Origin of the sequence: Halobacterium zhouii, assembly GCF_021249405.1 — an archaeon.
GTDB classification, from domain to species: Archaea; Halobacteriota; Halobacteria; order Halobacteriales; family Halobacteriaceae; genus Halobacterium; species Halobacterium zhouii.
In genome coordinates this window covers 30,224-54,731 of sequence record NZ_CP089595.1, presented here as the reverse complement: position 1 = coordinate 54,731, position 24,508 = coordinate 30,224, and the positions used below count along the sequence as shown (strand labels likewise).

The window sequence follows — 24,508 nt, the reverse complement described above, 5'->3', positions numbered from 1 at the left end:
CAGGCGCGCCTCACGCCTTTCGGCGTCGACAAACTCGACGACTGTCGCTGGAACACAGCGAAGCTGCGGAATCACCCCAACCGTCTAATCTGAGGAGGCTCATGTTTCATGTAATGGAGAATTCGCGGACGCCGATCAACTCCCGCGAGGAAGCCGCGCTCGACCACCTCGAGCAGTACCTCGACGCAGCGGGAGAGGACGTGACCCTCACCCGAGAAGAGGCCGTCGCCCATCTCATGGACGAGGGCATCGAACGTCCCGACGCGCGAGCCCACATCGAGCAACTGCTCCTGAAGGGCTATCTCTACGAAGTCGATGACGAACTACGGATTCCACCGCGACCCTGACGCGAGGAGACGGCTGCCGTTTCTCGCCGTCCGTTACAGCCAGACTAACGCGACTGCGACTGTGAGGAGGACGAGCGCAATCCACGACTTCGTGGCCCAGAGACGTCGTCCGACCCGTCGACACAGCAGTCGGAGCTGATCGCGGAGGGCTGCACGCCGTTCTGCTTCCAGGACCTCTACCTCGTCGTAGTAATCGCGCCGATCGGCGGGAAGCGTCCGAAGTGTCGTCTGACACCCGCTGCAGGTGTATTCGAACTCTGCCCGGACGTGCTGGCGGCGGAATTCTTGCTCGCCGTTCTCGTCGTAGCCTGTAACCTCGTACACGAGAAGTTTTGAGACGAAGCGACGGGCCCCGCACTCCGGACATTGGTTCATTCTGAGCGTTGGCGTTCCACCCTCGCTGCTTGCATCGTCTGGCCATGATGGCTGCGAATCTGTGTCCTCGGTATCTCTGGGTGGACTCGTGTGGTTTTCTGACGGCGATGCACTCGCTGTCTCGGAGTTACTGAACGTAGACATGGATTCACCTGTGACTGCACTCAGCTGACACCAGGCTGGACACCACGACGGCTCTCGTGGTGGTGCCCATCGTGCTGAGTGCCGTCACCCTTGGCCGGCGCACAAAAACGTCTCTGCGGGTCAGTTACCTATTCGTCCCACAGTGCTGCGATCCGCTCTTCGACCTCGTCGAGGACGAGTCGCAGGACATCACGATGGTCGATCGGCCAAGAGTCATCGTCACCGGGCGTCGGGGCGGTGGGCGGGGGATGGAAGTGGTCGCGCGTATTGTGGGGGTTCGGATGCCGATCCCATCGGCATTCCCAGGTGTGCTCCGAATGTACCTCTCGATAGTGGATTGTGAAGTCGTCGTTCGTGTACCAGCGGACAGTCAGGGTTGCTTCGGCGACGGACGCTGGGTAGTATGACGATGAAAAGACGACCTGAAGCTCGAGATGGGCGCTTGCATCCGTGATGGCCGCGTGGGAGACCTGTCCGGTGGCTTGGAGCCGTGTCTGAAGGAACTCGAGGATGGGACGATCGATGGGGGCAAGGCTCCCGCCATCGCCTGTCGGTGGCACCATCGAGCGGGCTACCCGGACGCTTGTTCGCGCTCGCCACCCGTGCGTTGCTGGCGTGCGCGTTCGTAGCGGTCACGCTCCTCGCGGGCGGTCGCCCAGTCGGCGAGGTCGCTGTACACGTTGTCGATGGTCCGCTCCTCGCTGCCCTCCGCAGCGGCAACGGCGTCGACGGCGGCCGGTGACGCGGCGTCATACGCCTCCTCATACTCGGTGATGCGCATCGTGAGTTCACGAACACGTTCCTGCAGTTCCTCAACGGAGTGGTTGGCTGCGAGCTGATTGATTCGTCGCCACTCGAAGTACGCGTCATTGCGCTCGTAGGTGGCTGGATGGCCGTCGTGGCGGGTGACGATGCCGAGGTCGTCGAACCAGCCAAGGTACTTCCGGGCGGTTTTTGGATCACAGTCGACAGTGTCGGCGATCGCGCTCGCCGTCGTCGGCTCGCGGGTTTGCAGGATGGTGCCGTAGATGCGTTGTTCGACGTCGTCGCTGCTGAACGCGTCCTCGAAGGGGGGCGGCCCATCGGTGGCGTCTGTTTCGGACATACTTGGGATTGTAGTGCGAAGGATATAGTTCTTACTTCGGGGAATAGTTTCCTGAACTACAGTATCCTGCGGTATCCCCCGTTTTGCGGCGAGATTGAGCGTAGTTAACCAACAAATAGCGCGATATAGCGAGTCTGTTGGTTAATCCTTCTCGACTCGCGGAACCAGAACTCTCGAGGGAGGGCTTCTCGGATGGATGTGAACCAGCGCCACTACTTGGACCGACCACTGAAGAATCGACTCAACAGAGAGGCTGGCTCTGAGTCATCACTGGTCTCTCTCGCAGTACCGGGTTCTTCCTCGGGGGGCTGCTCAGTCTCCCGGTCACGGGCTTCGAGTTCGTCGGTGAGTCGCTCGATCTCTGCTTCCAGGGAATCGATCCGCTCAGTCTTCTGTTCGAGTGTTGCCTCGAGTTCGTCGACGCGCTCGCTCAACAAGCGATTTTTCTCAGCCAGATACGCACGACTCCGGTCTGCGTCATCAGGCGTCCCGCCAGTTGTGACCTCGTCAGATGTGCCGTGGGGATCTGCGGTATCGTCGCCGGCGTCCGGGTCGTAGAACTCCGACGTGGTCGCAATCGCTCGCTCGATGGTCTTCTCGCCGTACGTCGACCCGTCAGCGTAGTGGATCTCGTCCCATTTCTCCCGCATCAATCCCGACTGGCGGAACAGCTGCTCCATCTGTGTCTGGTCACCACCGGTCCAGAACGCCAGCAAACAGCACAGCGCCATGTCGGCCTCGGACTGACTGTCGTAGCCGACCGTATTCCCGTTCCAGAGCCGCTCGAACTTCTCGCCGTTCGATGCGTTTCGCGCTTTCTCGAGGAGGTCCTCGTCTTCGAGGTCGACATCGACGCCGGCTGCACCGGTCGTCGGTGACTCGTCGTCAGTGCCATCATGCTGCTCGGACTCGGAGGCTGTGTCACGCTCGGTGTCCTGGACGTACTCACGGTGAATTGCTGTGAGCGCGTCCTGCCGGCGTGCAACGCGAGTGGGTGTCCGCTTGACGTGGTTGCCAGTGACGGTGAAAAAGCGTGCCGTGTCGTACAGTTCGACGCTCCCGCGACGGTTCCGTCCTTCGGGGAGTGTGCCGGTAATCAGGACGTGATAGCCGGTACCGGACGGTGACACCTCCGTATAGGAGTCGAGTCGCTCGATGATGTCCAACGCTGCGTCGTCGACGTCGCCAGTTTCTGGGTCGCGGCAGTCGTCCAGATCGACGCCGACGATGGGATCGTCGTCGGTAAACACGAACCCGACGCCATCCGCGTACTCCGTCTCGGTGTACTCGTGTGCCGTCTCGAAATCACTCCATGTGGCGGATTCCGTCGACGACGCGAACCCGCCAGCCCCCGGCGTCACCGGGATCTTCGTCGCTTTCCCGTCTCGCTCTTCTTCTCGCCAGCAGACCCACTGCTCGCGCTCTCGTAAGTCCTCTGGAATAACCCCTTGATCGCCGACCAAACCATTACTCATGATCTCATGTCACCTCGCATGGCTCGCACCGCTGATGAGCCCCGACAGAAACCACTCCACATCGATGCTCGATCCAATCCCTTGGTCCCAACGGGGACCCTCCGTTCTATACTAGTTGGTTTTTGCCGTAACAGATCATCTAAATCCGCGAAATCCTGGGTTTGAGGCTCCCGATGCGTGCATACGGCAAAATCTCTCCAGAATGCTTGTGTTACGGCATTTCGGTTGATTGCCGTAACCCCTTGCCGTCTGCTGATTTCGGTGCTGCGGAGACGATATGCCTCGGTGTTCCCGTAATGGGGGATGTATTTCCTGTTATGCAAACTCAAATTTGCATTTACGATATATTTGGCGCTGAGTGTGGATTGCATTGTATTCACCTCCAGCTCTATTCTGATTTGAGTGCAAGCCCCTCGTAGTATCGAACAGAGTCGCCGTTCTCACTGTCTGTGTTCCGCTCGAACGTGACATAGTTCCCGAGGCGACGACCGAACCAGGGTTTGCTATCTGTATCAATCCCGTGAGCTTCAGCCCACTGTTCGTAAATTTCGTAGACATCTCCGGCGGCTACTCTGCTTTGCGGGTCTTCGACGAGGTGTGTCTCTGCGAATCGCTCAACAACCGCCTCTGGATCATCAGCAATATTATCAATCGATGGCTGAGGTGCCTGCTGGATATGGTCAGCCTGTTCTCCTGTCGTTTCTTCGCACTCACTTGTGGTGACGATATCGAGTAAGGTGTCCATCGAGTACGTACCGTCAGTATCGTACACGACCGGGTTGCCTTCCTCAGGGAGAATGACGATAGCGTACGACGTGGGGCTATAATCGGGTGTCTGGAGTTCGGCTTCGGGGACGAATGGCTTCTTGACACGCACCCAGTCGCCCTCGAACGCCGATTTCGTCTCGTAGATATGTTGCTCACCGTGCTCGTATACGATGTACTCGTCGGCAGCGTGGTCGTAGCTGTAGATGGCTGGAACACGATCCTTCGAGAGTTTTCCAAGCGACGGGAGGCGGATGTGTTTCGTCCCGCTGGAATCACGAAGGACGATCTCGTCGCCATCACGCTGCCAGATGTTCTGGGTCCCGTTCTCGTCGTCGGTCGCCGGTCGCACGGCCGTCACCCCACCTTCTTCGGTCGCTCCGCCGTTGAACGTGAGATTCGAGTCAGTCGTGTAGAACCGCGTCTCGCCATTCTGGAGGGTGCGAACGGGTGGTGTGAGAATACCGTTGACACGCTCGGCCCACTCAGTTTCGTCGTTTCCTGGTCGAACGACAAACAGCGGGATATCCCCTGCCACTTGGGCTTTCCGGAGATTCGTGAGTACCTTTGCGGGATTCTCGGGTGTCGTCGTTTCGACTTCGATGGCGAATCGATCGGTAACGTCGGGGTGGCTCGCCCTCGCGTCAGGTTTCTCGCTGCCATCCTGTGCGAGGATCGAGACAGTGAAGCCGAGTGCGGTGAGTTCTTCTTCGATCTGGAGGAGTGCTGCGTCGTGGGCACTCCCACCAGCGGCCTGCACGCTACCAGTATCGGGCGTCGCGACCTCCGCTCCGGCTTCAGTGAGCCGGATGCGGAGCTCGTCGGCGTCGATATCGACGGTCGTATCGAGGTATCGTGATCGTTCTCGGATGTCCGCGAGTGCATCATACGATGGTGGTTCGGCGTCGACGTCGTCGAAGAGCCGTCTGAGTTCGTCATCAACTGCTTCAACGGCCACCCAGCCGTTCTCTTCACGGCACCCCTCTCGAAGCTGGAGACTCCGAACCACCTTCGCAATCGCGACGTCCAGGTCGTCACTCCCGATATCGAGGACCTCGTGTCCGTCGGTAGGTGGTCTCGGTGTTGAGGCGTCTGTTGCAGCCGGCACACCGTGTCTGTCACTGATGTGCTCGTGCATCGAGGAGAGCGTCTCAGTGAACTGCTCCTCTTCACGCTCAGTGAGTGGGGATTCGCTCTCGGGGTGGCCCGGTGGAATCGGGAGTGGTTCGAGACTGAACGGATACGGCCCCGTTTCACCGAACGTCGGGCTTGGCAGGCTGGCGATCCACTCTCCTCGCGGTAACGAACGAATCCGATTGGCGAAATCCGCGGGGTCCATTTCTTCGTGGGCCATCGCTCGGGCCAGTTCCCGGTCGACGTTGATTTTCCCGATGAGCGAACTGCCGATGTTGTTCAGAGCGTTCAGGTAGATCTTCCGCCCACCTTCGGCCTCCATCTGTTCGGGGAACTGCATCGACAGGCCGACAGAGAGGCGAAAGCCCCGCCCTTTCTCGAGGAGATCATTCATGATGTCGGAGACCACGACCGACGCTGCCTCGTCGACGAGCAAGTTCACGACGTAGTCGTCCGGGTGCTCGGAGAGCGCCTGTTTGCGATCTTTGAGGGCTGCATCGAGATTGGTCAGGATCACACCAGTCATGATCCGGGCGGCGTCGTCGCGGAGGTCTCCGAGGTCGAAGAGAATGACCGTATCCTCGTCGAGGACATCCCGAAAGTCGAACTGGTTCTCGGTATTGTTGAAGATCTGCCGCAGGTGCGTATCCTGTGAAATGTACGCAAGGCGGTTTCCGACACCGCCCATCACGTTCGCGAAGGTGTTCGGATCTAACTGGAGCTGCCGTCGAATCGTCCGGGTGACCTCCTCGTCGCTCGACCGTGGGGCGTCGCCGATGTTCTCGTTCGGTGGCCCGGCCTCCCAAAGCTGGTCGACGACGTGTTCTAGCTGTCGGTGGGCGAAGTAGTCCGTCGACGCTCGGTACAGCCCGTTCTCACGGCCGTATTCCTCGTCGAACAGTGCCTTGATGAGTGTCTTGATGAGAGTTGGGGCCACAGTCGCCCGCTCGTAGCGGTCGGTTCCCATCACGAGCTTCAAAATCTCTTCGTAGTGGTCGGCCTTCCGTTGGACGGCGTCTTCGCGGCGCCGTCCGCTCTCCATCGACGGTTCGAGATCGAAAAACGAGAACCCGGGGAGGACGTCCGGGATCGGGAAGTGAACGACGTTCTCTTCGAGGTCGGTCATTCCGAACCGATGCGCGTGAGCTCGCATATAATTCTGGGCCATATCGTCGTTCTTCGGGATGATGAGGATCGTCGGCCCCTCCGTGTTGTCGTACAGCGACAGCATATCGTTGATGAGGGCTTTCGATTTCCCAGAGCCGGTTGTTCCGAATCGGCCGAAATGAGTGGGCAACAGCCCGGGTGGAATGTGTGTCGGCACATCTTCGGCCTCGCCGGTGTCGTCGAGGGCATACCCGATTGCCATCCCGTCTCGGAACTCACGCATGAGGTCCTGGTGCGGACGGGGCAACGGATTCCGACTCTGCTGTTCCGCACGCGTCCCCCGTGTCCCCTCGACAGTCAGCTGTTCCGAGGAGGGGACGAGTACGAAGTGCGCGAGTTCTCGGCCACTCAGGACGAACTCCGGTCGGGTCGTCCCACGGCCGGTCGTGATCTCACGATCCAAGAGCCGCTGCAACGCCGCTCGTGCGTTCCGTTCTTTCGCGGCTGCCCGGAAGCCGCTGTCGCGCAACCGTTCAGCTTCCACCTCATAGTACGGCCCGTCAAGCGGGTCGAATACCGGAACAAGTGATTGTATCCGCTCATTGAGATCATCGCGACCGTCACCACCGGATGGAATCCCGATGGCTCGGATGTTCGCGGTGAACGACCGCTTCGGATTTTTCGCCTCGATTGCCGCGACACGTTTTGCAACGGCGTCGCTCAGCTGGTTTCTGTCCCGGCTCTCCGACTGATCGTCGAGTTCGAAAAGGGAGCCAATAATTTCCTGAGCGAGTGTGTCTCGTCCGTCGATGACGTCCTCCTTGCGAAGATCGGCATCGGACTGCCAGCTCTCGCGTCGTTGGAAGACGACTTGGAACGCTACTGGTGCTGTCGCCTCCATCAGGTGGTCGACAAGCGACGCGAGCGCACCCCCTGGCTGATCGACCGCGGGGAGTTCTGCTTCGTCGTCGGCAGTAAATGGTGAGAGTGACGTCATCCAGTCCTGCTTCCGAGTTGCCGACCCTTGCCACCGCACGCCGAGTGGGGAGACGGTCTCGATCGCTGGCCGCGCGAGTATCGTCCCCTTCGATGTTACCGTTGGTTTGGCAAGCGTCGTGAGTGGCTCATCCTCGGGAATCGCATCTGGTGGGGCGAGTTCGAGGACAGTATCTTCGATTTCGATGAAGTGGTCGGCAGACTGATCGCCGACCGTTCCTCCATCCGCGACTGATTCGGCGTCCCCTGACCCCGCTTGACTGTTGTCGTCAGTGCCACTCTCGTATTGCTCGTCAGGGCCGAACTCGTACGTGAGCTCGCCTGACTCATAGTGCTCGACGAATGTCTCGCGGTCGAATTCGACAGGCTGTACGAGTCGGGATGCGATGTCGACCTCGGTACGCTCGATGTCGAACGTCTCGGGATAGACCGACCGGAGCCGTTTCTCAAGGGTATCCAGATGGTCGTCGGCACCGTAGTAGAATTCGACGGGGTTATCTTTCCCCTCGCTCAGCGCGAGGAATTCGAAGCGTAGTGGTGTGTCGCTATGTAGCGGATTGAGTTTGTCAGCTAGCCCTGTCGAGTCCGTTGAGGTCAGTTTGTGGAGGCTCTCCAGAGCCTGCGGCAGACGCTCCGGATTGAGGCGTTCGGAGGTTGGCGTCACGCGAAGGTACTCACGCATCCTCGTCACCTCCCGCTGCGCCACCATCAGTCTCTGCTGGCGTCTGCTCTGGTGGGCGTTGTCCGTTGTCGGTCGCTCGGCTTTCAATATCGTCTTGGAACGCCTGCACGTCCGCGTCTACAGCATCCTCGCCAGTACCAGGGAGCGAGGATCGCCGTTGCTCGGTTGGCTCGAAGTCGATGACTTGCTTCTCTTTGGGCATCGCTTTGACCTGGATGCCGCGCCACTCGCCGTCGACGCCCACGAGGGCCTCGGAGAAGCCGGCGTCCTCGTTGCCGGGCACGGCGTCCTGGACGAACCGCATCTGCGCGTAGTTCAGCCCGAACTCGTCGGCCCACTCATCATCCATCCCGTCGAGGCGGTGGAACTGCTTGACCGCACACTGGTCGAGAATGGCCTCACTCTCGGCGTGCTCGAAGAACTCGTCGACGGTCTGGGTGACCAGCCGGATCGAGAGGTCGTGGTGGCGGTGGTGCCGGAACACTGTTTCGAGGAACGCCAGGCTCGCGGCGTCCTGCATGATGTAGCGCGCCTCGTCGATGTAGAACACGACCTCCTTCTCCGAGACTTTCGCGCGCTCGTAGACCAGCGAGATGAGCAGTTGCATGGTCAGCGCCGTACTGCTGTCGACGCTCCCCTCCTGTTGGGCGAGGTCGAGATAGATGACCTTCTCGTCCCGGATGTCGAAGTCCGATTCTTGGCCGAGGTTGGCGTGGCGACCGTCGTCCTCGAAGGGGCGGAGCTGGTCGAGGAGCCACGTCGCATCCTCCTTGATCTTCCCTGCCTCTTCGTCGGACCGGACGACGAATTCCTCAGGTTCGTCGACCATATCCTCGAACACGTCCATCATCTCGCGGATGGTCGGACTCGGATTGCTGTGCGTCGAGATGTCGTCGGTGATCCCGTTGCGCTTGTACGCCCGCTTGAGCGCGAGTTCGAGCGTCGTCCGGCGGTCACCGAGCGAGATACCCCGGAGGGCGAAGAAGTTCGTGAGGAAGCTCATCGCGTCGTCGAGCTTCTCGTTGAACGGGCTCGCGTCCTCGCCCATCGCCCGCTGGACGTGTTCGGGTGTCTCTCGAATTTCCAACGGATTCAGCCCGAGCGTCCCACCGACGGTGATTCGCTTGGCGTCGAGCGCCTCTGAGACCCCCGCCCAGTTGTTCAACGGCTCGAGGATGATGCCGATACGGTCCTTGCTCTGCTCGATGGAGCGGATGAAGTTCTGCTTGGAGCTGAACGACTTCCCCGAGCCGGTATCGCCCACGGTGAACATTGCGTAGCCGTTGTCCCGGGCGAACGGATCGATGACCACGGGGCTTTGATTGTCTTTGTGAATCCCGAACTCGACGCCGCCCTCCTCGAGGATCGTCGCGTTGTGAGGCGAGGAGAGTAACGCGCCGACGGCGCCGCCGAGCGCAATCGATGTCCGCCCGAACTCGTTGTCGCCGATGGGTGCGGCGGACTGGAGAGCGAGATCCTGCCGACAGATTGCGGTCTTCGGCGTGAGGTTCGCCGGGTCGTCGCGGAGGGCGCTCTTGACCGTCTGGACGGCATCTCTGAGCTCGTCTTTCTCGTCGGCCCGGACGGTGATGAACATCCCTTGGTCGAACACGTTCGCGCCGTTCTCGACGGCCTTGTACGTCGCTGCGGCCTCGTTGGCGCGCTCTTGGAGATACGCGCTCCGGATACTCTGTTCGAGGTCAGCATCGACCTGGAGGTCGTCAGCGATGTCCTGCAGTTCGTTCCGGGCCAGCTCCTGATTTTTCGGCGTGATGTGGGCCGTCAGATCGAACTGGACATCGGTCATCTCGAAGAGGTCACTCAGATACCCGTCGTTGGGATAGTCGGCATAGTTAGCGATGTACAGCGTCGTCGTCCACTGTTCGCCGACCCGTGCCGCTCGCGTCTCCCACTCGACAGCTCCGGGCGCGGTGACGGTCTTGTGCGACTCGGAGATGTCGTCGAGGAGCTTGCGTTCGGCCTCGCCTTCTTCGAGTGTCTCCTCGTCGAGGACATCGGTGAAGTTTACCTCTGGTTCATCATCCGCAGTGAAGCGGTCCCAGAGGTACTTACTGCCGACGCCAAGGCCGAGACCCACTGCAAGGGCAAGTACTGCACTCTCTGCTGGCGTCAGGTTCTGGAGCCACCCGGCGATGGAGCCAAGCGCGCCACCACCAGTCTGGAGAATCACGTTACGCATCGTGTGGGTCCTCCCGGCGCGAGTGGCCGATGATCGATTGGTCGCGAACGACACGTTCTGCCTCGTCGTAGTCGTGTTCGCGGCCGTTCCAAAAGTCCATATTCAGAACGAACAGCTCGACCGTGCTGAGTCGACGTGCGGACCACCCCGACGCCTGCTGGATGAACTCGGAGCGAATGTCGTTCACGCGACTGTCGAGCTTCTCGAACATCTGCGCACGACGTTCGACGTCAGTGAGGTCCTCGCGGCGGGTGACGAACGGGTTGAACAGGAATCCGATGACGGGGAACTGGGTCAGCTTCTCGGCGGGGGTGCCCTCGTCGCGGAAGCGGTCGTACACTTCTATCGGGCTAACTTCAACGCCGATGTAGTACCGGACCTGCTGAATACCCCGGTCACGCATCTCCTTCGGCCGTGTTTCCCGGTACTCTTCGAGGAGTTCCCGGAAAATCGGGTTTTCCGTGACGTCTTCATCAGTGAGTCGATCCTCGATGGTCTCAGTAATCTGCTCCACCGGAAATGAACGGGTTGTGGCGTGGAGTTTGAGCTTCGAGTCCAGCTCTTTGTTGGCGAACTCTTCGCCAGCGTCCTGGAGCTGCGCCCAGTCGTCGGACATCGCGAAGTCCATGTTGGCCGGATCGATCTCGATGAACGCCTCCATCGCGCCGTCTTCACGCTGGATGGCACCAGCGCCCGGCCACGCCCGCTTGATGTTCGTGAGGTCCTGCGTTCGCTCGTCCGGCTTGAACGGCGTGTAGTTCGCGAGTCCACCTTCATTCCGCTCTGACTCGTTGGTACTCGTGTCGGCGTCGGCGGGCGCACTGAACGTGATCTGAGGTCGCTTGAGGTACCGATAGACGTCTTTGGTCCACGTCCAGGCGTTCAGGTGGGTTGGCGAGACGTAGATGACGGCGACGCCAAAGCCAAGCCCGCCAGCAACGAACGGGAGGGCCAGTGATTCGATCCCGGTGAGGCCCGCGATAAACAGCCCAATAATGGGGAAGGCGATGAGCATACCGACGTCTCCTTCCTCGATATTGAGATACGGGATGCGACTCTCCTCGCCGAACTGATCCATGATGCGCCGTGCGGCCGCGTCTTGATCTGCTGACATTGTTAATGGATTCCTCGATCAAACTCCATCCCACGGTCGTCACTCGCCGATTCCGCTGTCGCTCCACCAGGGTCATTCTCTGTTCGACGGTACGATGGCGTCCCGCTATCGTCTCCTCCATGCCCACCGCGGGCAGCTGCCTTTTGTGCGACGGCGTGGCCAGCGGCGGCTTTCGGCCCCCACCGAGCGGCGGTCGTCGCGACGCCGGCGCCACCGACGTAGGCTCCAGCGGCGACACCGCCAACGAGTGCTGCGCCTTTCGTCGCACCGCCGACGACTTTGGCCGTCAACGGGGTCGCGTATTTGAACGTCTTCCACGTGATGTAGAGGGCGACCAGCGGGAGGGACGCCGCGACGAGATATTTGAGGAACGCTGTTCCTGGTGTGAGCGTTCCACCGCCGTAGATCAAATCGTATCCCTTGAGGACCATCGCTGCTGGGAGCGGGAGGACAGCCAACGGGACAAACCGTTTGCAGAACCCCATCGCGATATCGGATACGACCGGAATATTTCCGTAGGCCAGTGCAAATGCAACCGGCATTCCGTACAGGTAGACATAGAGCAGAATCATCCGGATGTAGAACAGCGCCTCCAGCGCCCACATCGAGATTCCACCAATCACGGCGAACAATAGCCCCAGCCCTGGGTTTGTGATGGCTGCGCCCAAGAACTGAAGCATTGCAGAGGCTACGGAGGAAAGCTCCGGCATTAGTGCAATGGTGAACCCGTCGACGAGGTAGAGTGCGAGAGTTCCAACCCAATACCACGTAATGATTAGAAAAGCACCGACCCAGGCCGTCTTCTTCGTTTTTCGGGCTTCGTAGGTACTTCCAATATTGAAGATCCGAACCGTGTGACGGCCCTGAACACTCATCACAAGGAGCAAAAGGGCAACCAGCATGATTTCGCCGCCGATGAGAGCATCGTGAATCGCTGGCCAGGGTGCGTTGGTTGGTTCACCGAAGACAAATGCTCCGTTCGTCTCTGGGGTCGGGGTTCCGAACATTCCCTCAGTCAGAGTCTCATACCCCGACCTGAGACCGTCCATGAAGAGCCCGATGAACCAATCAACGACGCCTTTGATACCCTCAAGAACGACGTCAATGAGATCAACCATCGTCAGGCCTCTGTGATCGTGACCTCACAGTCTGTCATCTCGTCAGACCCGGAATACTGGACATTGTAGGTACTCGTGACCCGATTTCCACCGACTCGAGTCTCGACGATAACCGTGAACTGCCCGCTGTTACCATCTGGGGAACACCCCATTCCGTCCTCACTCTCTGAACCGAACGGGAACGAATTACTGAACAGGTCGGCCGTCTCGCCAGGGGAGACCACTACCCGGTCGGTTTCGTGCATTCCACTACCTCTGGGGTTCTCAATTGGATTGGGAACGTCCCCAGAGAAGATTAGTTCAGTTATCGCTTCCGGACCACTTCCTGTGTTCTCTACCGTGACGAATGCCTCGCCATTCTTGATCCGGTCTGTCTCGCTCTCACCATAGACTTCGTCCCACGACTTATCTGGGTTATTCCGATAGAGTCCGACATCCTGTATCTGCATCTCTGGACGGAGTTCAGTCGTTGTCTCAACTACTGTCTCCTCCCCTTTCAACGCGAGTACGCGATATTCACCGGGCGCATATGCGGTGCCGATCTCAAACGAGACCTGTTGAGCACCCGCAGCTACGTCACGCTTCCCGAATAGCTCGTCGTTCGGTTGGATGAGATTGACCTGGTCAATGTCGGCCTCTCCGGAGAGTTCGACGACGAGTGTTGTCCCCTCGACAGCGATACGCGTGAGTGGGCCGTTGCCATCTGGAGAGGTCGTTCCGTCACCAGGCGTCCCAGAACCGCCATTGTCGTTCAGACAGCCAGCGACGCTCACGAGGGAGGCACCTGCGACTGTTCGGAGGGCGGTTCGCCGACTGATGTGTGGGTGGTTTCTAGTCATGACTATGGGTTCCGTTGGAAGATGTCTTCTGGACCGAGCATTCGAAGGAGCCGCTTGCCAGCGTAGAACATCACAATGAACGGGATGAGCTGCCAGCCAACCTCGAAAATGAACGCGAACCAACCGTCGATGGTGCCGAGCGGATGCCACCGAGCTGTTGCCGTCGCACTCACATACGCGGGGTCGTGCCCGAGCCACGAACCCGGATGGTACCGTGCCGTGTAGATACCCGGCTCGTCGATCGTCACGATCGCCACCCCGGAGGCGTTGGTCTCGACGCGTTGCTCCGCGACGGTGATGTACCCGTTGCGAGTGGCCCCACCGATTGGATATCGTCGGTCGGGATCGCTGAGCACGATTGGTGCGCCGGTCTCGTTGTCCCGGAGTTCGATGCGGAGTGTGGCCTGACTTTCGTTCTGCTGGAGCACCTCAACAGTCAAATTACTGCGCCGGAGCTGCCGCTCAGAGCCAGCGTCAGGTGCCACAATCGAGGCGTTCACGCCCCGTACGATCCCCGCTACCTGGAGCGCGTCACGGTCGACGTTCTCCGCGCGAACCGCAACACCGTACGTCGTCGTGTACGACTGGTTGACGATGTCGATGTTGATGTCCTCGCCGAGCGTGCCGACCGGAGACGGTCGGTCAGTGCCCCAGATGTCGATGATCTCTGGGCCATCGCGAACTGGTTCAGCACGCGGGCCGATTCGCGACGGGTACGCGTGAACATAGACCGGAATCGCGTCAGACTCGACGGTGGCGCTGTCGGTCCGGTTCGACCTGACGAGTGTATCCCAGTTGGTGTTCCGAGCGGTATAGAACCGCCAGACGCCACGGACCCGTGCCTCACCGTCTTCCGTGAGCGTATATCCCTGCCACGGCCGCGACTGGAAGATGGCCACGCCGGCGTCGCCGTTCGGGTACTCGGCGTAGTAGGGGTACGCCGAGAGATCGTAAATCTCGACGGCGATCGAATCAGAGACGTTGCGTGATTCCGTCCGGTAGGTGATGTCGACGTCCGTCTGGTCACCCAGGTCGGTCCTGACGGTCTTCTTCAGACGAACGCTGATCTCTGCTTCTAGCGTGAGATTCGCGCTCCAGTCGTCCTCGATCTGGTAGTCGAGGGCAGGCGTATGGGACCCGTCACGCTCGGCGATGGTCTCGCCGTTCTTCTTCAATCGGACCTCGTCGATCTCGTGCTCGGTGAGCGACCACGAGATAGTCGTGTTGCCGGAGGAACTCCCGTTGGGCACGCGAACCCGGTAATCAACGAATCCGCGCATCGTCCCATTCGGCGCGATGTACAACGGTGTCTCTCCGGACTCCAGGTGTCCCCGGGTAGAGGGTTGGACCGCGAAGATGGTGGCGTGGGCATCCTCGATGAAGACACCGTCCTCAAGGTCCGCGTGCTGCGGATGCATGGAAGTATCTGCTCCGCCAGCGTCGAGGTCCTCGAAGTCGTTCCGCGTCCACGTTGCCGCAGTCGCCGGCGGCTGTTTGAACGTGATATCCGTCCCGTTTGCTACTTGATGGACAGCGGAACGGTCCTCGCCGTATCGCTGCTGGTACTCCTCCTGGCTGATGTAGTTGTCCGCGTCGCGAGACCACAGCGTCGCTGATTCATTCGCAGTGAGTCCATTCCCCTCCGTGCCTGGCCGTGGCGGGCTTGCAGTAGCGAGACCCGTGACTAGGCTCGTCACGAACAGGGCGGCCATAAGCACGGAGAGCTCTCGTTGTTTCATAGGGGCTCGCGACGGGGGCGGTAGTCGCCTACCAGGGGGCGAGATCTACGCACTGCGCCAGCGGGAGGTTCATCATCGATCCGGCAACGGTGTAGAGTGGTCCAAGGGCGACGAGAACGACCGTAGACTTCATCGCCGATCGCTTGTGACGCTTGAGACCCTTCTTCTGCTCGGGCGTGATCGTGAACATCTCGATGAGGGAGTCGGCCTGCCACACGACTGCGAGGCCGACAATACCCAGCGCCGTGGTAAGCTGGAAGAAGCCCTCGATCATGCTGGGGAGGTTGTCTGCGCTACAGACGGCGTTCGTCTGTGCGGCGGCGGGTTCCACAGCGAACAGACTCAGGACGACGACGATGAACACAGCTTGCCTGGGAAGCCTACTCGATGCCGTCGGCTGACTTTCGGCGCGATTCGGGACCGTCTCGGAGGGCGTATTGTCCTGTGACATAGCGGGTTACTCCTCTGCGTCGTCGACGAGTGCTTTGAGATCGGCGTAGCGATTGGTCTCCTCGACGATTTCTTCTTTCGTGTAGCCCTGTTCGCGGGCCCGTTCGAAGAGATCTCGAAGCTCGTCAGGGTCGACGTCGCGAAGCTCCATCTCGTCTCGGAGGGCGCGGCGATAGAGGGCGGAACCGTTGATATGGCTGTTCCACGTCAGATACAGATCATCGATGTCTTCGATGGTGACTGCCCGTGTGATCATATGTGCGGGGTGGGTATGCACCGGTTGAGCCCCGGTCCATGGTGGTGCGATAGCTAGAAGATCGGTATATGCTTTCTGGCCACCAACTGGCGCAAAATTCTAAAGTAAATTATAATCAGATAGTCCGTTCACCTTGCAAAGGTTCCGTTAACCAACAATGGGGTTAGATGCCGTTGACTGTTGGTTAAGATTGGTATGGCACTCTACTCGAGTTCCACGACCTCTCCACGCCCGTTGTCGAGGATTTCTCGCACCTCGGCCAAGAGTTCCTGACCTTCCTCGTGGAGCCTTGTACCCTTATCGAGGTCACACTCGTCCGCATCGAGCTGCTCAATGATTTCTTCGACACGGGTCAGCCGGTCGTGGATCTCTTGGTCGTTTGCCACGCTTAGATCACCCCCAACCAAAGCCCAGTAATGGCCAACAACAGCAACAGCAGCACAGCGATTGCGGCCTTGTAGTAGACCGGCGGGAGACCCTCGGGTGCGGCCGCCTCGTCGACTGCTTCGGCAAGCTCCCGTTCATGTTCGTGCTCTTGCTGGAAGGTTTCGTACGCGGCGTCGAGTTGCTGTGCCAGCGGTTTGACCTCGCCCGCGAAGAACTCCTCGCGGGAATTCACGATATACTCGCCAGCGGCCGTCGGCGTGATCGTCGCGACGTCCGCCACCTGATCCGCGATTAGCCGGTCGTCAGTATGCCCGATCGCGGTGACAATGGACGTGTTCGCGGTGAAGATCGCCTCCGCGACTCGCTCGGTGTTGAACGCCTGGAGGTTCGAATCACTTCCCCCGCCACGGCCGACGATAATCGCGTCGACATTCTCGGAGCGGTCGAGGTGGTGGATGCCGTTCGCGATGGACGTGGGCGCCTCCGACCCCTGGACGGTGGCGTCCTTCACCAGGATGTCGACGGTGGGGTCCTGCTCGTGGATCGCGTTCTGGATGTCGTACCGGGCGTCGCCCCGGAGCGAGGTCACGACACCAACCCGTTCTGGAAACGCCGGCGGGCGCTGTTTCTGCTCGTCGTCGAACCAGCCACGCTCTTCGAGTTCGCTTCGCAGTCGCTCGACGGCAGCTGCCTGGTCGCCGTCGCCGACGACGATCACCTCCCACGGTTTGAGGTCGATTTTCCCGCCCTCTGTCCAGTAGTCGATATCGCCTTCGAGGATGACCTCCGTCCCGTCCTCGAGGTCAGCGTCCATCTTCTGATAGCGGTTCGCCCAGAGCATACAGGGAAGCTCGGCGTCGCCGTCGGTCAGGGTGAAATAGAGGGCGGTACTGTTCTGGTGGAGATCCGTGACCTCGCCAATACAGCGGACGCCGTTGAGGGCAGGCGTGTCCTGGACGACCGATGCAATTCGGTCGTTCAGCTCTTGGACTGAAAGAACATTCCCGGACGGGGCATCATCTACCTCCCGTTCGGCATCAGCCATCGCACTAACTTAAGACGGGGAGAGCAGATTCAAAAATGTACCTCTCAGTGCCAGTGTACCCTGCCAACTGTTCGGTATCCTTGAATTACTCCAGTAACCCGAGATCAGTGAGCCGATTTTCGATCACTGTAAGCGCTTGTTCAGCATCGTCAAGCTGTTCTCCGCCCGTGATGACGAGCTTGCCACTCCCGAAGAGGAGTGCGACGACGTTCGGGTCGTCAAGCCGGTAGACGAGTCCCGGGAACTGCTCTGGTTCGTATTCGATGTGTTCGAGACCTAGGCCGATCGCAATCGCATTCAAATTGAGTGTGTGGTCGAGGTCCCCACTTGAGACAATATTCTGGATTTCGATTTCTGGGGAGGTAGCGACATCGACACCCAATTCACGGAGCTCGTAGAAGACGTATTCCAACGCAGTCATCACATCGTCGACGCTTTTTGCACCCGTACAGACGACTTTCCCCGAGCGGAAAATGAGCGCTGCTGCTTTGGGATCATGCATCCGATACACGAGTCCAGGGAAGTTATCGGGATCGTAGTCGGTGGCTCCTAAATCCTCAGAAAGCGTTTCCAGATCGATTTCTTGACCGATATCGGACGACGCGACCACATTCTCGACTTGAATTGATTCGGCTGTGACACTCATAGGAGTACCTTCCAGTCACAACCCCCTTAAAACGGGGAGTGACTTCGAGCGTCGTTGTGGTACCTTCCGAATTAGAGGTCGCGGGGTTGGACCGTCTTCCGGTCGTTGGCCTCGGCACGCTCTGCGGCGTCGTCGAGCAGTTCGGCGACCTCTTCGTTGAGGGCGTCGTAGAAATCTGCCGAGACGTTGTGGTCCGAAAGTGCGTCCTTCACGGCTGCTTTGACGATTAGGTCAGACATTCCATCGCGGAATTCTCTGACTACGTATATGAAATTGGGGGAATCATCGCCGAGAACGCGAGTTGTATCGGGAAATATAGTGGCGAAAGAGCAGAAGCAGGTCCATTCCGGGGAGCAGATCCCGGAACGACCTTCAGGTTGGTCGTTCCCACGTATGGCGTCCGTGGGGCCCACGGTGTGCCTGCGGATCGAATCACCGGAGGCGGTCTGTGCGTGCCCTCAGCCGCGGTGGCCTCATCGGGCGACGCTCCCCGAATTCCGGCGCACTCTCGCGACTCGCGAGGGTTATAACGAGTACTCCTTCAGCATTGAATCGCTTAATCGTTGGGATTTCGACTCACCAACACCGGATCTGAGCCCGGAACGAGGCGTCGGAAAAGGTTTATATCGCCCCTCGGGTAGTCTCAATCGAACGATTTCATCCGTTCGCACGCTGGAGAGCATACTGTATCGGTCTCTCCCGACCTCAGCACCGCAGGGATATCGTGGAAAACACCGATCAGTGAATGTCTCCCACCACTCGAAAATCCATGGTCATGGAGTCCCCTCATCAGCCGACATCCCCGTCGAGAGACGGGTATATCCGCCGTATAGCCCACCGCTCACAGCACATACTCTCGCCCACGTATGAGTTCTGACCACGAGAACGATCCACTCGAGACTGTGCGGGCTCAGGTAGAGGCTGAGATACCGGACGATCTCGATATCTCACGGGTGACCTACGAGGGTCCAGAACTCGTCATCTACACTGAAACGCCACGAAAGTTTGCCGAGCGGGATGGAGTGATCCGGAAACTCGCCAATACGGTTCGCAAGCGAATCACGGTCCGGCCCGCGGCGGGCACGCAGGCGAGTCCGGCAGATGCCAAGCCCCGCATTCTCGACCTTATTCCGGCAGATGCCGGCATCACAAATCTGCAGTTCTATCCCGCCACCGGTGAGGTGCTCATCGAAGCTGAGAAGCCGGGCCTTGTGATCGGTCGTCGCGCCAGCACCCTCCGTGAAATCACACAGGAGGTCGGCTGGACACCCGAAGTGCTCCGAACACCGCCGATGGAATCGTCGACGGTCGATAACGTCCGGAACTTCCTGATGCAGGAGCGCGACGAGCGCCGCGAGTTCCTCGAACGCGTCGGGGACCAAATCCACCGCGAACCGATGCACGAACCCGAGTGGGTTCGTGTCACCACACTCGGCTGCTGTCGTGAGGTCGGGCGGGCGAGTTTCATCCTCAGCACCCCCGAAACACGGGTTCTCATCGACTGTGGGGACAAACCTGGGGCGGAAGGCGAGGTTCCATACCTCCAGATACCCGAGGCAAACCCCATCCCAGACCTCGACGCGGTCGTTCTGACCCACGCCCACCTCGACCACAGCGCGTTGCTCCCGCTCCTATTCAAGTACGGGTACGATGGACCAGTGTACACGACGCAGGCGACCCGCGATTTGATGGGCCTACTCCAGCTCGATTATCTGGACGTCGCGGCCAAGGAAGGACGCACGCCGCCGTACGAGAGTGCGATGGTGCGCGAGGAACTCAAACACACGATTACAGTCGACTACGGAGACGTCACCGACATCGCACCGGACATCAAACTCACGTTCCATAACGCCGGCCACATCCTCGGCAGTGCAGTCGCACACTTCCACGTCGGCGACGGCTTCCACAACATCGTCTTCTCGGGCGACGTTCACTATACGGACACCCGCCTGTTCAACGGCGCATCGAACGACTTTCCGCGCGTCGAGTCGCTCATCATGGAGTCGACTTACGGCCGTCGGAACGACTACCAGACCGACCAGGAGGATAGCGAGCGGAAGCTCACCGAGCTGATCAACGACACGTACGAACAGGACGGGATAGTCGTGATTCCAGCGTTCGCTGTTGGCCGGTCACAAGAGTTGATGCTCGTCTTGGAGGAGGCGATGCGTGAGGATCGACTCCCGACGATGCCGATCTATCTCGACGGGATGATTCGCGAGGCGACGGCGATCCACACGGCCTATCCCGAGTTCCTTCGAGATGGACTGCGCCAGCGGATTCTCCATGAAGACGAGAATCCGTTCCTCGCCGAGCAGTTCCACCAGGTCGACGGTGGCCAAGAAATGCGAGAAGATATCGCCGGTGGCGAGCCCTGTATCATCCTCTCGACGTCCGGGATGGTGACCGGCGGCCCGATTATGTCGTGGCTGGAACTGCTTGGGGGTGACCCAAAGAACACGCTCATCTTCGTCGGCTACCAAGCGCAGGGTACGCTGGGACGGCGCATTCAGAGTGGGCGCCGCGAGATCCCGTTCAGTGACCGCGGCAGCCGTAGCGAGCAATTGACGCTTCGGTTCGACGTCGAATCGGTCAGTGGATTTTCCGGCCACGCCGACCGAAACGGCCTCGAGAACTTCGTGCGGACGATGAACCCTCGTCCGGAGCGAATCCTCTGTGTCCACGGCGATGAATCTTCGACGGACCAGCTCTCGTCCGGACTGTATCAAGAATTCAATATCCGAACCCACGCGCCGAGAAATATGGAAACATTCCGCTTCGATTGAGAGACGTGCGTTCCACGCTCAGGAGCGCCGAAAATCAGGACCGAAATGTTCAATCGCGTGAAGCGGCTGTCCGAAACCTATTTATTCGGCACACAGCAACTTCACGTCGTACTAAGGGCTCCGTCCCGTCCTTTCTTCGCTCGCCCATCGGTTCGCCGCCACTGCGGGGGCGTCCCTCGATGGCACTGCTCTGAGATGCGCCGTGCCGGATGCCGACCCGTCTGCGGTGGCCCTGGGTCTCCCTGACGGGACTGGGCACGACCCACGTATCCACCCATGAATGAAACAGACATCCCCTGTTCGGACTGTGGCACGGAGCTTATCGAACGGACGGTCCATGCACGGGACCTTCCAGTCGCGACGAGCTGGCAGGGCCACGTGCGCATCGCCGAGTGCCCGGCATGTGAGGCTCGATACTACCCCGAACAGGCGCTGTCTCAGCTGACGGGTTCAACGAATAATCCCCAGCCTCGTGGTGACAGCTGACTAATGGACGAGAACGCCAACAGCACTGTCGAGACAGAGGCCTTGCAGGTCGATCCGCTCCCGGACAGCCTCAGCGGGGGCGCGACCGTTCTCGTCGCGACCACCGGTGATCCGTCTCAGTACGCCGTGTGTCTCCGTATTCTCTGTGCTCAAGGGACCGAAGAGGATACAGCTTTGTCGTCACGACGACGGAGAGTGCCGATCGAACGATTGCCGTCTATGACCGTCTGGGAGGGGAGACCGGGCGACCATCGATCAGCATCGTCGACACAGTTTCAGAGCAACAATCCGTCTCAGCGCTCTATGGCGAGACACATGTCGTCTTCACACCCTCGCCGGGCGACCTTGAACGGCTGGTCATGGCCCTCTCAGAACTCTCCGACAGTTCGGCACCGAGCAATGGAGCGCATCACCTCGTCATCCGCTCGCTCACACCGATCCTCAAGGCGTCGTCTGCCACTCGTGTGAGTACTGTTCTCGAGCGAATCACTGGGCTTCGTTCCGAGTCGGGCCTCTGTCTCCTCGGGATCGACTACACCGCTCACGATGAAGAGACGATGGCAGCGATTGCTACCCTCGTTGATGGCGTGCTCTGGGTCACCCAGCCATCACCGGCCCGTCTCGCCTTCGACTATCAGCCGACGAGGGGACGACACAGTCGTTCCGTTCTCGACGGTGGTCCTGATGACTGATATCGATATTGCCCTTCCAGCAGAGTGGACGAAGAAACGCGAGGAGGCCCAGCATAGCACCGCAGTCGTCGAGTATCAACACGAAACGGCAGATGACACGACGTTTGTTGTCTCTGTACTATCGAAGACGGCCGATGAGGGAGTCAAACTCCGGTTATCGGCGATCAATCGAACGTCGACGCATGTCCGGCATGATTATCCTGTCGACGAATACGATACAGTCGACAATGCAGTGGAAGGTGCCCAGTCATTCATCGAGATGTTCTCACAGCGGATACAGGAGGGGTCGATTTCGGAAGCTGACCCCGAAATCGAGGCAATACGCGAGACGATCGAGACGTTCAGAGGGGAGCGAGTATTCCCATCGATTGGGCGGTTACTCCGACGGTTTCGGTGACTGGTCGTCTTCGTCGACCGATTTGAGCTCTGGTTCTGTATCGTCGTCCTGTCCGTCGTAGACGAGCTCGTAGGTGGTAGTGCCATCACCAGCTGGCACCTCGATCATCGTCCGTTTCTGTCCGTCTTCGAACGTATAGGTGACGGAGATCGTTTCCGGATGACCGAATGCTTGGACAATCGTATCTATCGCTTCTTGGAGTTGCGAGGTGCTTCCCGACGGGAATCGGTGTGCATCGACCATATCAGGGGCTTACTCTGCGTACGCGTCAATAATTTCATCGAGTGATTTCTCGTCGTCTGAGGAGTTATCAGCGGAGACAGACTCCTCAGATGTGGATTCCTCGTCCGAATCGTCAGGATCGGTAGTCTCCTCTCTCGCAAGAGTAGGAACACGAGATTGCATACGTATCCCTACTCGCGCTGTTGCTATAACGGTACAGGATGGTTTGTACCGCGTCTATGCGAGATCCGGCGTCTCGTCTTCGACACGTCCGGAGAGTTCAACTTCGATCTCCAGTTCCGGCTCGCCGTCGCCTTCGAATTCGATATCGAGTTTGACGGGCTCGCCGAACGCGAACGGCAGCTCCCAGTCGTCGCCGGTAATGGTAATCTCGTCTTCCTCTTTGAACTGCTCCCCGAGCTCGATCAAGAAGTCGCCGGCATCCTCAGCGCCGATGTAGTATTCTTCCTCGAAGTAGCCGTCGGTGACTGTTTCGATGGACGGTTCTTCCTCTTCTTCGGCAGGGACTTCGGGCATAGTACATTCGAGACGTGCGGTCCGTAACAGATAAAATTTCGTTGGAATATTATCTCTATATGGATTCGCTCGACGTACTCGGATCGAAGCCACGCCTCGAGCTGCTCCGATTGCTCTCTCGGCGCGATATGTACGTTTCCGAGTTGATGGAAGCAGTCGGGATGGACGGGAAAACCGCGACGCACCACCTCAAGGTCCTCACTGACGCGGGCATCCTAGAGTCGTATAAAGACGGACGCCGACGGTATTACACGTTGGTTCGGGAAGTACGACTCGAAATTACACCGTCTCCAAACCGTCGTTTCGTTGCTCGGTTTCCCGACCCCGAACCGTCCTGATAGCAGGCAGTATCGGAGAAAGAGAACGCTGAATACAGCGGGTCGAAAAGAGGCGTTGGAGTGCGGCGATGACGATCCTTTTACCCCCGCACTGAGCCCCTTGTGATGACGGCCACCACCGAGCCGCACTTGCTCTCGCCAATCCCAAAGGAGACTTGCCGCCAAGTGCTGACGCTTCGGGTGGCTTTTATCGACGGTCACTCGTAGGTCCGTATATGCCTCGGGAGTTCATTTCTGAGTACGGACTCGACCCGGGAGATTACGTCCAGCACCTGGTGGATACCTTCTGTGAGCGCTGTCCGAAGTTCTCCGAGCAGCCCGTTGAAGAAGCAATCTTCGTCGACGACGGCCCGATCGACTACCTCGTCTGGTTTGCGCTCGAGGACTACGAGACACACACCTTCTTTTACCACGATGACGCGCCCAATCAGGAGGTGCTTCAGCGCTTCATCTTCCTCTCGCCATCACGCGAAGAGATGTCGAAGTTCAAACTCCTCCTCCGGAAGCAGTATGGTGTGTATCGAGAACTCGAGATTGCTCGGCTTCTCGAACTCCCAGATATCTATCAGCCACAGCTGGGTGAACGGCCGCGGGCGAATTTCGGCGTCTGTCACGAGCCAGGAGACGATCGGATCGTCTCCGGCATCAGTGGAACGCCGCGGATTCGAGAGCAGGAGATCTTCGAGGACGTCGACAAGATCGTCCCGGACAAGACGCTGGAGAAATTCATTTCGCGAACGGTGCGGACGGTGAACACGCGAATCGAGGAGGATGCCGACCGGCACACGATCACGGCAGATATTCGAGAGCGGCTCGAGGCAGATCCGGACTTCAGACAGGAGACGACGAAACCTCTCCCCAAGGGGATTCATCCGAAATACACCGATGAGCCGGCTGAACTCTGGCAAAAACCGGCCTCGAAAGTCGACTACATGGACGGCTCACAGGGATTCCTCCAGATCTGGATTCCAGTCGACGAAGACGATATCACGCTCGTCAGCGCAACTGCGGGGGACTACGACCGAGAAGCGATCGTCGATGCGATTCGCGAGGAGTTCCAGACCGCCGCTGTGTGACCAACAGAATCGCCACTAGTGGTCGAACACGAACGAGTCACCCGAGAGGG

At 59.3% G+C, this 24,508-nt stretch carries 23 protein-coding genes; 6 read left to right on the top strand and 17 right to left on the bottom strand.

Annotated elements, in window-relative coordinates:
* The first annotated feature begins 113 nt into the window (after positions 1 to 113).
* A complete protein-coding gene (locus LT970_RS14225) occupies positions 114 to 347 on the top strand; it encodes a hypothetical protein (protein ID WP_232688990.1) in 234 nt (77 codons plus the stop codon).
* A gap of 647 nt (positions 348 to 994) precedes the next feature.
* Here the strand turns inward: LT970_RS14225 and LT970_RS14220 are convergent.
* From LT970_RS14220 to LT970_RS14150, 15 genes are all read right to left on the bottom strand, one after another.
* On the bottom strand, positions 995 to 1,429 hold the full coding sequence (locus tag LT970_RS14220; RefSeq protein WP_232688989.1) for a toxin-antitoxin system TumE family protein: 435 nt from the start codon (positions 1,427 to 1,429) through the stop codon (positions 995 to 997).
* A gap of 8 nt (positions 1,430 to 1,437) precedes the next feature.
* The gene (locus LT970_RS14215; RefSeq protein WP_232688988.1) at positions 1,438 to 1,971 is read right to left on the bottom strand and encodes a DUF7342 family protein; all 534 of its coding nucleotides are present in this window, start codon (positions 1,969 to 1,971) and stop codon (positions 1,438 to 1,440) included.
* Between the two features lie 212 nt (positions 1,972 to 2,183).
* Positions 2,184 to 3,446, bottom strand: a complete 1,263-nt coding sequence (locus LT970_RS14210; protein WP_232688987.1) for a phage NrS-1 polymerase family protein — start codon at positions 3,444 to 3,446, stop codon at positions 2,184 to 2,186.
* Positions 3,447 to 3,834: 388 nt separating this feature from the next.
* Positions 3,835 to 8,130, bottom strand: coding sequence for a type IV secretory system conjugative DNA transfer family protein (locus tag LT970_RS14205; protein ID WP_232688986.1), 4,296 nt, complete (start codon positions 8,128 to 8,130; stop codon positions 3,835 to 3,837).
* Positions 8,123 to 10,330, bottom strand: coding sequence for a VirB4 family type IV secretion system protein (locus tag LT970_RS14200; protein WP_232688985.1), 2,208 nt, complete (start codon positions 10,328 to 10,330; stop codon positions 8,123 to 8,125). Before LT970_RS14200 ends, LT970_RS14205 begins: the two co-directional genes overlap by 8 nt.
* Positions 10,323 to 11,444, bottom strand: a complete 1,122-nt coding sequence (locus LT970_RS14195; RefSeq protein WP_232688984.1) for a TraC-like domain-containing protein — start codon at positions 11,442 to 11,444, stop codon at positions 10,323 to 10,325. The genes LT970_RS14200 and LT970_RS14195 overlap by 8 nt, the downstream gene beginning before the upstream one ends.
* A 2-nt stretch (positions 11,445 to 11,446) precedes the next feature.
* A complete protein-coding gene (locus LT970_RS14190; RefSeq protein WP_232688983.1) occupies positions 11,447 to 12,562 on the bottom strand; it encodes a TrbL/VirB6 family protein in 1,116 nt (371 codons plus the stop codon).
* 2 nt (positions 12,563 to 12,564) lie between these two features.
* A complete protein-coding gene (locus LT970_RS14185; protein ID WP_095637964.1) occupies positions 12,565 to 13,401 on the bottom strand; it encodes a hypothetical protein in 837 nt (278 codons plus the stop codon).
* Positions 13,402 to 13,403: 2 nt separating this feature from the next.
* Positions 13,404 to 15,140, bottom strand: coding sequence for a DUF8186 domain-containing protein (locus LT970_RS14180; protein WP_193569535.1), 1,737 nt, complete (start codon positions 15,138 to 15,140; stop codon positions 13,404 to 13,406).
* Between the two features lie 28 nt (positions 15,141 to 15,168).
* The gene (locus LT970_RS14175; RefSeq protein ID WP_095637962.1) at positions 15,169 to 15,591 is read right to left on the bottom strand and encodes a DUF7985 family protein; all 423 of its coding nucleotides are present in this window, start codon (positions 15,589 to 15,591) and stop codon (positions 15,169 to 15,171) included.
* Positions 15,592 to 15,597: 6 nt separating this feature from the next.
* The gene (locus LT970_RS14170; protein ID WP_095637961.1) at positions 15,598 to 15,846 is read right to left on the bottom strand and encodes a hypothetical protein; all 249 of its coding nucleotides are present in this window, start codon (positions 15,844 to 15,846) and stop codon (positions 15,598 to 15,600) included.
* Between the two features lie 203 nt (positions 15,847 to 16,049).
* On the bottom strand, positions 16,050 to 16,232 hold the full coding sequence (gene xseB / locus LT970_RS14165) for an exodeoxyribonuclease VII small subunit (protein WP_095637960.1): 183 nt from the start codon (positions 16,230 to 16,232) through the stop codon (positions 16,050 to 16,052).
* Positions 16,233 to 16,234: 2 nt separating this feature from the next.
* Complete coding sequence (xseA, locus tag LT970_RS14160; RefSeq protein ID WP_232688982.1) at positions 16,235 to 17,278, bottom strand: exodeoxyribonuclease VII large subunit; 1,044 nt, start codon at positions 17,276 to 17,278, stop codon at positions 16,235 to 16,237.
* 85 nt (positions 17,279 to 17,363) lie between these two features.
* Complete coding sequence (locus LT970_RS14155; protein WP_232688981.1) at positions 17,364 to 17,924, bottom strand: TATA-box-binding protein; 561 nt, start codon at positions 17,922 to 17,924, stop codon at positions 17,364 to 17,366.
* A gap of 71 nt (positions 17,925 to 17,995) precedes the next feature.
* On the bottom strand, positions 17,996 to 18,163 hold the full coding sequence (locus LT970_RS14150) for a DNA-binding protein (RefSeq protein WP_004048632.1): 168 nt from the start codon (positions 18,161 to 18,163) through the stop codon (positions 17,996 to 17,998).
* A 627-nt stretch (positions 18,164 to 18,790) separates the two neighbouring features.
* Between LT970_RS14150 and LT970_RS14145 the strand changes: the two genes are divergently transcribed.
* From LT970_RS14145 to LT970_RS14140, 3 genes are all read left to right on the top strand, one after another.
* A complete protein-coding gene (locus LT970_RS14145; protein WP_232688980.1) occupies positions 18,791 to 20,710 on the top strand; it encodes a beta-CASP ribonuclease aCPSF1 in 1,920 nt (639 codons plus the stop codon).
* A 614-nt stretch (positions 20,711 to 21,324) separates the two neighbouring features.
* Positions 21,325 to 21,888, top strand: coding sequence for a DUF7504 family protein (locus tag LT970_RS14730; RefSeq protein WP_432419621.1), 564 nt, complete (start codon positions 21,325 to 21,327; stop codon positions 21,886 to 21,888).
* Positions 21,881 to 22,285, top strand: coding sequence for a hypothetical protein (locus LT970_RS14140; RefSeq protein ID WP_232688979.1), 405 nt, complete (start codon positions 21,881 to 21,883; stop codon positions 22,283 to 22,285). The genes LT970_RS14730 and LT970_RS14140 overlap by 8 nt, the downstream gene beginning before the upstream one ends.
* Here the strand turns inward: LT970_RS14140 and LT970_RS14135 are convergent.
* Positions 22,265 to 22,528, bottom strand: coding sequence for a hypothetical protein (locus tag LT970_RS14135; RefSeq protein WP_232688978.1), 264 nt, complete (start codon positions 22,526 to 22,528; stop codon positions 22,265 to 22,267). The two genes, LT970_RS14140 and LT970_RS14135, sit on opposite strands and share 21 nt — an antisense overlap.
* Positions 22,529 to 22,744: 216 nt before the next feature.
* Positions 22,745 to 23,044, bottom strand: coding sequence for an amphi-Trp domain-containing protein (locus LT970_RS14130; RefSeq protein ID WP_232688977.1), 300 nt, complete (start codon positions 23,042 to 23,044; stop codon positions 22,745 to 22,747).
* Between the two features lie 59 nt (positions 23,045 to 23,103).
* Between LT970_RS14130 and LT970_RS14125 the strand changes: the two genes are divergently transcribed.
* Both LT970_RS14125 and LT970_RS14120 read left to right on the top strand, forming a co-directional pair.
* The gene (locus LT970_RS14125; protein ID WP_232688976.1) at positions 23,104 to 23,382 is read left to right on the top strand and encodes a helix-turn-helix domain-containing protein; all 279 of its coding nucleotides are present in this window, start codon (positions 23,104 to 23,106) and stop codon (positions 23,380 to 23,382) included.
* Between the two features lie 215 nt (positions 23,383 to 23,597).
* Positions 23,598 to 24,458 (top strand): hypothetical protein, encoded by an 861-nt coding sequence (locus LT970_RS14120; RefSeq protein ID WP_232688975.1) that lies wholly within the window; start codon positions 23,598 to 23,600, stop codon positions 24,456 to 24,458.
* The last annotated feature ends 50 nt before the right edge of the window (positions 24,459 to 24,508 follow it).

What these genes read in the sequence shown, in the direction of transcription:
- LT970_RS14225 (WP_232688990.1), top strand. Translation starts at nt 114, where the DNA reads ATGGAGAATTCGCGGACGCCGATCAACTCCCGCGAGGAAGCCGCGCTC.
- LT970_RS14220 (WP_232688989.1), bottom strand. Translation starts at nt 1,429, where the DNA reads ATGGTGCCACCGACAGGCGATGGCGGGAGCCTTGCCCCCATCGATCGT.
- LT970_RS14215 (WP_232688988.1), bottom strand. Translation starts at nt 1,971, where the DNA reads ATGTCCGAAACAGACGCCACCGATGGGCCGCCCCCCTTCGAGGACGCG.
- LT970_RS14210 (WP_232688987.1), bottom strand. Translation starts at nt 3,446, where the DNA reads ATGAGTAATGGTTTGGTCGGCGATCAAGGGGTTATTCCAGAGGACTTA.
- LT970_RS14205 (WP_232688986.1), bottom strand. Translation starts at nt 8,130, where the DNA reads ATGCGTGAGTACCTTCGCGTGACGCCAACCTCCGAACGCCTCAATCCG.
- LT970_RS14200 (WP_232688985.1), bottom strand. Translation starts at nt 10,330, where the DNA reads ATGCGTAACGTGATTCTCCAGACTGGTGGTGGCGCGCTTGGCTCCATC.
- LT970_RS14195 (WP_232688984.1), bottom strand. Translation starts at nt 11,444, where the DNA reads ATGTCAGCAGATCAAGACGCGGCCGCACGGCGCATCATGGATCAGTTC.
- LT970_RS14190 (WP_232688983.1), bottom strand. Translation starts at nt 12,562, where the DNA reads ATGGTTGATCTCATTGACGTCGTTCTTGAGGGTATCAAAGGCGTCGTT.
- LT970_RS14185 (WP_095637964.1), bottom strand. Translation starts at nt 13,401, where the DNA reads ATGACTAGAAACCACCCACACATCAGTCGGCGAACCGCCCTCCGAACA.
- LT970_RS14180 (WP_193569535.1), bottom strand. Translation starts at nt 15,140, where the DNA reads ATGAAACAACGAGAGCTCTCCGTGCTTATGGCCGCCCTGTTCGTGACG.
- LT970_RS14175 (WP_095637962.1), bottom strand. Translation starts at nt 15,591, where the DNA reads ATGTCACAGGACAATACGCCCTCCGAGACGGTCCCGAATCGCGCCGAA.
- LT970_RS14170 (WP_095637961.1), bottom strand. Translation starts at nt 15,846, where the DNA reads ATGATCACACGGGCAGTCACCATCGAAGACATCGATGATCTGTATCTG.
- xseA (WP_232688982.1), bottom strand. Translation starts at nt 17,278, where the DNA reads ATGGCTGATGCCGAACGGGAGGTAGATGATGCCCCGTCCGGGAATGTT.
- LT970_RS14155 (WP_232688981.1), bottom strand. Translation starts at nt 17,924, where the DNA reads ATGAGTGTCACAGCCGAATCAATTCAAGTCGAGAATGTGGTCGCGTCG.
- LT970_RS14150 (WP_004048632.1), bottom strand. Translation starts at nt 18,163, where the DNA reads ATGTCTGACCTAATCGTCAAAGCAGCCGTGAAGGACGCACTTTCGGAC.
- LT970_RS14145 (WP_232688980.1), top strand. Translation starts at nt 18,791, where the DNA reads ATGAGTTCTGACCACGAGAACGATCCACTCGAGACTGTGCGGGCTCAG.
- LT970_RS14140 (WP_232688979.1), top strand. Translation starts at nt 21,881, where the DNA reads ATGACTGATATCGATATTGCCCTTCCAGCAGAGTGGACGAAGAAACGC.
- LT970_RS14135 (WP_232688978.1), bottom strand. Translation starts at nt 22,528, where the DNA reads ATGGTCGATGCACACCGATTCCCGTCGGGAAGCACCTCGCAACTCCAA.
- LT970_RS14130 (WP_232688977.1), bottom strand. Translation starts at nt 23,044, where the DNA reads ATGCCCGAAGTCCCTGCCGAAGAAGAGGAAGAACCGTCCATCGAAACA.
- LT970_RS14125 (WP_232688976.1), top strand. Translation starts at nt 23,104, where the DNA reads ATGGATTCGCTCGACGTACTCGGATCGAAGCCACGCCTCGAGCTGCTC.
- LT970_RS14120 (WP_232688975.1), top strand. Translation starts at nt 23,598, where the DNA reads ATGCCTCGGGAGTTCATTTCTGAGTACGGACTCGACCCGGGAGATTAC.